The 6,307-nt window shown below is 45.6% G+C and carries 6 protein-coding genes and 1 tRNA gene; 4 read left to right on the top strand and 3 right to left on the bottom strand.

The genetic code is table 11. The annotated features are described in order from the left end of the window. Positions 1–403: 403 nt before the first annotated feature. Positions 404–480, bottom strand: a tRNA-Arg gene (locus tag Q0546_RS09250). 389 nt (positions 481–869) lie between these two features. Between Q0546_RS09250 and Q0546_RS09245 the strand changes: the two genes are divergently transcribed. Genes Q0546_RS09245 through Q0546_RS09230 form a run of 4 tightly spaced genes read left to right on the top strand, consistent with a single transcriptional unit; the run spans position 870 to position 4,117 of the window. Beyond that, on the top strand, positions 870–2,336 hold the full coding sequence (locus Q0546_RS09245; RefSeq protein ID WP_002950241.1) for an acetyl-CoA carboxylase subunit A: 1,467 nt from the start codon (positions 870–872) through the stop codon (positions 2,334–2,336). Beyond that, positions 2,329–2,550, top strand: coding sequence for a hypothetical protein (locus Q0546_RS09240; protein WP_122873882.1), 222 nt, complete (start codon positions 2,329–2,331; stop codon positions 2,548–2,550). The genes Q0546_RS09245 and Q0546_RS09240 overlap by 8 nt, the downstream gene beginning before the upstream one ends. Then, positions 2,544–3,266, top strand: coding sequence for an arginyltransferase (locus Q0546_RS09235; RefSeq protein ID WP_298792434.1), 723 nt, complete (start codon positions 2,544–2,546; stop codon positions 3,264–3,266). Before Q0546_RS09240 ends, Q0546_RS09235 begins: the two co-directional genes overlap by 7 nt. 35 nt (positions 3,267–3,301) lie before the next feature. Further along, positions 3,302–4,117, top strand: coding sequence for an adenylosuccinate lyase (locus Q0546_RS09230; RefSeq protein WP_298792432.1), 816 nt, complete (start codon positions 3,302–3,304; stop codon positions 4,115–4,117). 193 nt (positions 4,118–4,310) lie between these two features. Here Q0546_RS09230 and Q0546_RS09225 read toward each other — a convergent pair whose 3' ends face one another. Next, a complete protein-coding gene (locus Q0546_RS09225) occupies positions 4,311–5,573 on the bottom strand; it encodes an RNA polymerase factor sigma-54 (protein WP_298792430.1) in 1,263 nt (420 codons plus the stop codon). Next, positions 5,573–6,247, bottom strand: coding sequence for an LPS export ABC transporter ATP-binding protein (gene lptB / locus Q0546_RS09220; RefSeq protein ID WP_298792437.1), 675 nt, complete (start codon positions 6,245–6,247; stop codon positions 5,573–5,575). The genes Q0546_RS09225 and lptB overlap by 1 nt, the downstream gene beginning before the upstream one ends. Positions 6,248–6,307: the final 60 nt, after the last annotated feature.

Raw genomic sequence — 6,307 nt, 5'->3', positions numbered from 1 at the left:
AATACCGTATTTTCGGTATTTGTTAAAGATACTGAGGCAATACAAAAGAGATATAAATATTTATTTGAAAATTATAGTTTTCAATACAAAATAGCAAAAATAGTCTGCATTTTACTTTTTGACCTATTATTATAAGCATTAAACTATGTATCATAAAAATTGAGTAGTTTTTATATTTTTTATCCAAGATAAGAATTAAATGATTGTTTTTAGTAAGCCGCAAGAAAATTTAAAAGACAAAGCAATAATTTACTCAAGATCTAACGATTTAAATTTTATCTCTAAAAGTTTTTGCTCATATAATTTATATGCAAAACCACTTAAAGCAAGAAAATATAACCAAAAGAAAAGCAAGGATAAATAAAAAAGATCTGTGAAAAAGGGTTAATTATAAATGAATAAATGGTGCGCTCGAAGGAATTCGAATCCCTGACCTTTTGAACCGCAATCAAATGCTCTATCCAGCTGAGCTACGAGCGCACTTTAAAAGAAATGTGAAGTATAGCCAAAGGTTTCTTAAATCTTTCTAATTTTTGATATATTTGCAAAAATTTCGTTTTTTACCCACCCTACTACATCAAAATTTGCCGTAAGGCCATCAAATTTCAAATTTATGTACTAAATTTGCCACATTTAACCATCTATAAAAATCTTTATGTTATCTTATGTAGCAAATTTAATTAAAAATAAGCGCGCCTGGCTACCGAGCATTAAAATATATAGATAAAGGCAGTACAAGCTAAAAATTTAATAGCAAAAATAGCGAATTTAAAGACTGCATGCAAAGATCATGTTCTAAAAAAGCAAAATTCAAGCATCAGCAAGCAAAAAAGAGTAAAATTCAAAAAACGATAAGAAAGGAAAGCCAAGTGATACATAAAATTTTGATCGCAAACCGCGGAGAGATCGCCGTTCGCGTGATCCGAGCCTGCAAAGACCTACACATCAAAAACGTCGCTATCTACACCAAGCCCGATCAAGACTGCCTGCACGTCAAGATAGCCGACGAGGCCTACCAGATCGGCATCGATCCGATCAAGGGCTACCTGGACGCCAAGCGCATAGTCGAGGTCGCAAAAGCATGCGGCGCAGACGCGATACACCCGGGCTACGGATTTTTGAGCGAAAACTACGAATTTGCCAAAGAGGTCGAGGACGCTGGGCTGGTTTTCATCGGGCCTACCGCCGACGTCATCCGCAAAATGGGCAACAAAAACATCGCACGCTATCTGATGAATAAAAACGGCATCCCTATCGTGCCCGGCACCGAAAAGCTAAACAACGAAACGATAGAAAATATCAAACTCTACGCCGAACGTATCGGCTATCCCGTCATCCTAAAAGCTAGCGGCGGCGGCGGCGGACGCGGTATCCGCGTAGTGTGGAAAGAAGAAGAGCTAGAATCTAGCTTTGAAAGCTGCACGCGCGAGGCTAAGGCGTTTTTTAACAACGACGAAGTTTTCATGGAAAAATACGTCGTAAATCCGCGCCACATTGAGTTTCAAATTTTAGGCGACAAATACGGCAACATCATCCACTTAGCAGAGCGAGACTGCTCAATCCAGCGCCGCCACCAAAAGATCCTCGAGATAGCGCCTAGTCCGACGATGAGCGAAAGTCTGCGAAAGAGCATGGGCGTGACCGCAGTCGCCGCGGCAAAGGCCGTAAACTACACCAACGCCGGCACGATCGAGTTTTTACTCGATGATTACAACAACTTTTATTTTATGGAGATGAACACCCGCATCCAGGTCGAACACGGTGTGACCGAGGAGATCACGGGCGTGGATCTCATCGTGCGTCAAATTCGTATCGCAGCGGGCGAGATCCTAGACATGGAGCAAAGCGACGTCATCACGCAAGGCTTTGCGATCGAGGCACGTATCACCGCAGAGGACGCATGGCAAAACTTCATCCCAAGCCCAGGCGAAATCACCGGCTACTACCCTGCTCTAGGCCCTTCCGTTCGCGTGGATAGCCACCTGTATAAAGACTATCAGATACCGCCGTTTTACGATAGCTTGCTAGCTAAGCTCATCGTGCGTGCGCCTAGCTACGACCTAGCCGTAAATAAGCTAAAACGCGCGCTGGATGAGTTTACGATCGAGGGCAGCGTCAAAACTACGATCCCATTTTTGCTCAGTATTAGCAAGGAGCGCGACTTTAGGCGAGGATTTTTTGATACGTCCTACGTCGAAAACAAGATGCCTACGTTGCTAGAAAAGATGAAAACCAAAGACAACGAAGACAACGAAGAGGTTATCGCCGCCATCGCCGCCGCGATACAAAGAGTAAAAGACGCTAGGAAATTTAAAGAGGAGCACGCGGATGAATGATTTTTTCGATAGTTTAAAGGATATAAAAAAAGAGCTTCAAAAGGAACAAAATGCAAATTTGAGCTCAAATTCAGCCGCCAAAAACGCCGCGAAGCAAAATTTAAAGCCTGAACCAAAAACCTTCAGCAAAGAAGAAGCCATCGCACACAAAGAGCAAAATTTGCGCGACGAGTTTCTAGCCTACGTCAAGGACGCGGATATCAAAAAGTGCTAGTCGTGCCGTTTTCCACCCTACCTAGCCCCTGCCCCTACCTAAAGGACAGGGACTCACGCATGGAGTATCGCTACATAGACGGCTGCGACTTTGCCGTAAACGACGCTCTAGCTAGGCACGGCTTTAGGCGCTTTGGCAAATATTTCTCCAAGCCAAACTGCGCAGGGTGCCGCGAGTGCGTAAATATCAGGGTTGATGCGCTAAATTTTAAATTTAGCAAATCCGCCCGCCGCACTATACGCAAAAACGAAAACACCAAAATCATCCTAACAAAGCCGCTCCTAGACGACGCGCACGTGGCGCTATACAAAAAATACCATAAATTTATGCAAGAAAAGCGCGAGTGGAAGTACTACGAGCTGGACTTTCGCCGCTACTATGAGCTCTACGTCGCAGGGCATGCGGAGTTTGGCAAGGAGATTGCGTATTTTGCCAGCGGCCGGCTCATCGGCGTCGATCTGGTCGATGTCCTTAGCGACGGTATCTCGGCGGTTTATTGCTATTACGATCCTGATTTTGCAGATCTTAGCATCGGCAGATACTCGCTCTATCAGCAAATTTTACTCGCACAGCAGCTAAATTTACGCTGGATATATCTAGGCTACTACGTCAAAGACTGCCCTAGCCTAGCCTACAAAGCAGACTACAAGCCCTACGAGCGCCTATGCGAATACGTCCCGCTAGACGAAATGCCAGTGTGGGAAAAAGCGGAATAAAAAATGCTTTCAAATGCGTTTTATAAAGGCAAAATTTGATAAAAGTAAGTCAAAATCTAGAATCTCTAAGCATAGAAACATCAGACGCCGATCTGTTTTTCGAGCTGCAAGCGCTCATCAAGCGAAACTTCGCCAAGACACTGGGACAAAAAGGCAAAGTGATGTCGTTTTACGACGAAAACGAGAAGGTTCAGCGCAAATATTTCGTCAAATTTCTAAAAAAACTTTGCCAAAGATACGAGCTAAAAAACGTGAATCTAAACTTCGCCGAGTATAAAACCATCAAACTCCACTACATCCAACCAAACTCGCTCAAAGCCATGGTTTTCGTCGATGTCGCCTTCGTGCGGGGCGGCGCGATATTTAGCTTCGATCGCTCAAATGAAGCCTTCATCTCGCACATAATTAGAGGCTTTGAGTCAAAGCAAATTTTATCCGCCGAGGGTCAAATCGCCCTAAATATCGCAAATTTGGGCGAGTGCGCGCGCCTGGAAGAGCTGTTTAATAAAAGCGAATACATGAAATTTTCGATCATCTTTAACTATAGCGAAGAGGAATTGGAAAAATTTAAAAAACGCATCAAAATCTGCGCCAAGAAAAACGAGGCCAAATTTGCCGCGCTAGCTAGCCTTTTTGAGGATCATTTTGCGGTGCTTGGATGCGATAAAAACGATAGCTTCGAGGAGGTGCGAAACCGCTATCTGGAGCTAGTTAAAGCCTATCATCCCGACTTTCACGCCGCGCTTAGCCCCGAGCTTTTGGACGAGTGCAAAACGCAGTTTCAGCGCATCCAAAACGCCTATGAGAGTTTGAAGCCTTATTTTAAGGAGCTTGAAGCGGGAGCGGAGTAAAATTTATTTTTCAAATTTGGGCAAATTTAACGCTAAATCAAGTTTGCATTTTGGCCGCTATCGCCTTTTTTAGAGTATTTTTTACGACATCGCTAATCTATACATTATTATTGCAAAATTTAAAAGCATAAGCCGTATCTAAAACCCGCTCAAATTTGACACTAATCGCAAATTTGCGCTCATTTGGTTAAATTTACTTCCCCGATTGCAGCAAATAGGTCTTTTTACGCTCGCTGGAGCTACCGATATTTAGCGCGAGACGGTATTTTGTTATCGTGCGGCGGACGACCTCGACGTTAAATTCATTCTTTATAAACTCCAAAATTTTTAGATCGCTAAGCGGCTTGGCAGGATTTTCGTTTCGGACGAGATTTGCTACGAAGTCCTTGATGGCCTTGTTTGAGACGTCCTCGTCGATTGCGGCGGAGAAAAAGCTCTTTATGGGCACTAGGCCGCGTGAGCACTCGAGGTATTTGTTTGATATGCCACGCGAGATGGTCGATGGGTTTCGCCCCAGATCCTCGGCGATGTCCTTTAGGCGCATGGGCTTGATGTCGCCGCCAAAAAAGTAATCGTACTGATACTCCACTAGCATAAGGGCGATCTTTCGCAGCGTGGCTTTTCGCATATCAAGCGCGTCTATGAGGTCTTTCGCCTCTTTTACGCGCGAGGCGACGAAGCTCTCTTTTTCGTCAAGCCCCTCGACGTCGATGACGATCTCTGGGTAAAAGTCGTCGTTGATGCGCACCTCGATACCGCCCGAGCTCGTGTCGATGACGATGTCTGGGATGATCGCAGCAGCCTCGCTCATATACTCGATAGCGGGTGGATTTTTTAGCCTCTTGATGACGGCGAGAGCTTCATTATAGAGCGGGATTTTGCGCATTTGGGAGAGGTTTTCGAAATTTAACGCAAGCTTTTTTGCGCTTTCAAAGAGCTTCTCGTCCAAATTTAGCTCCTCAAGCTGAAACAAAAAGCTCTCTTTGTAGTCCTTTGCGCCGATGCCAGCGGGCTCGAGGTAGGCAAAGCGCTTTCGCACCGACTCGATCTCCGCCTCGCTAAATTCGTCAAATACTTCAGGTTCGTAGTAGCCCTCCTCGTTTATACACTCGATGATTTTCATCGCGATTTTTTGGGATTTTTCGGTCGGCAACAGCGGCTTATCTATCTGCTCGATTAGCTTGTCGTAAAGCCCCGTTTTAGCCACGCTAAAGCTTTCGATACTATCGGTTACGCTGTTTTTTGATATTTCTTTGAAGAAATTTTTATCTTTTTTGGATGGTGCGGCACTGGGTAGCTCGCTTAAATTTCGCTGCTGCACGCTAGCAAACGGATTATCCGCTAAAAACGGCTCAAGCGTCTCCTTTAGCTCCTCTACGCTGCTGCTTAGTATCGGCAGCCACGACCTTAACGTGTGCGAGAGCTTATTTTTGGGAGCTTGAGTTTGCTTTAGCATTATTCTACAAATTTAAACTCTTCGCCCAGATAGTGGGTGCGCACGAGTTTGTTATTCGCGACTTCGTTCGCGCTGCCGCTAGCTAGCAGGCTACCGTCCTTGATCACGTAGGCGCGGTCGCAGATGGCTAGCGTCTCGCGGACGTTGTGGTCGGTGATGAGTACGCCGATGCCGAGTTTTTTTAGGTCGCGAACGATGCTTTGTATGTCGCTAACGGCGATCGGATCGACGCCGGCAAAGGGCTCGTCCAGAAGCAAAAATTTAGGCGTGATGATGAGGCTTCTAGCGATCTCGCAGCGTCTGCGCTCGCCGCCGCTTAGGCTCACGCCCTTTCGCAAGCGTATCGGCTCGATATTTAGCAAATTTAGCATTTCATTTACTTTTTTCTCGCGGACGGCTTCGTCTTTATATAATATCTCGGCGCCGAGCAGTAAATTTTCCTCGACGGAGAGATCTTTAAATATACTTGATTCTTGCGGCAGATAGCCGATCCCCATATGAGCGCGCTTGTGTAGCGGCACCTTCGTCACGTCTGCGCCGTCTAAAAACACGCTGCCGCTAGATGGCGAGATAAGCCCGCATATCATATAAAACGTCGTCGTTTTACCGGCACCGTTTTCTCCGGTCAGCGCGGTAACGCTCCCGTGCGGAAACACAAGGTTGATATTCCGGATACCGCATACCGATTCCAGCCCGGCGGCGTCCTTTTCGCGGTCTTTTTCTCCGCACCCATT

The organism is uncultured Campylobacter sp. (assembly GCF_937997465.1).
Taxonomy (GTDB): domain Bacteria; phylum Campylobacterota; class Campylobacteria; order Campylobacterales; family Campylobacteraceae; genus Campylobacter_A.
Note: the sequence above shows the minus strand (reverse complement) of the source record. Positions and strands in the feature narration are given on the sequence as shown.

Excerpts from the sequence above, each read along its gene's own strand:
- Q0546_RS09240 (WP_122873882.1), top strand. The coding sequence starts at position 2,329 with ATGAATGATTTTTTCGATAGTTTAAAGGATATAAAAAAAGAGCTTCAA.
- Q0546_RS09225 (WP_298792430.1), bottom strand. The coding sequence starts at position 5,573 with ATGCTAAAGCAAACTCAAGCTCCCAAAAATAAGCTCTCGCACACGTTA.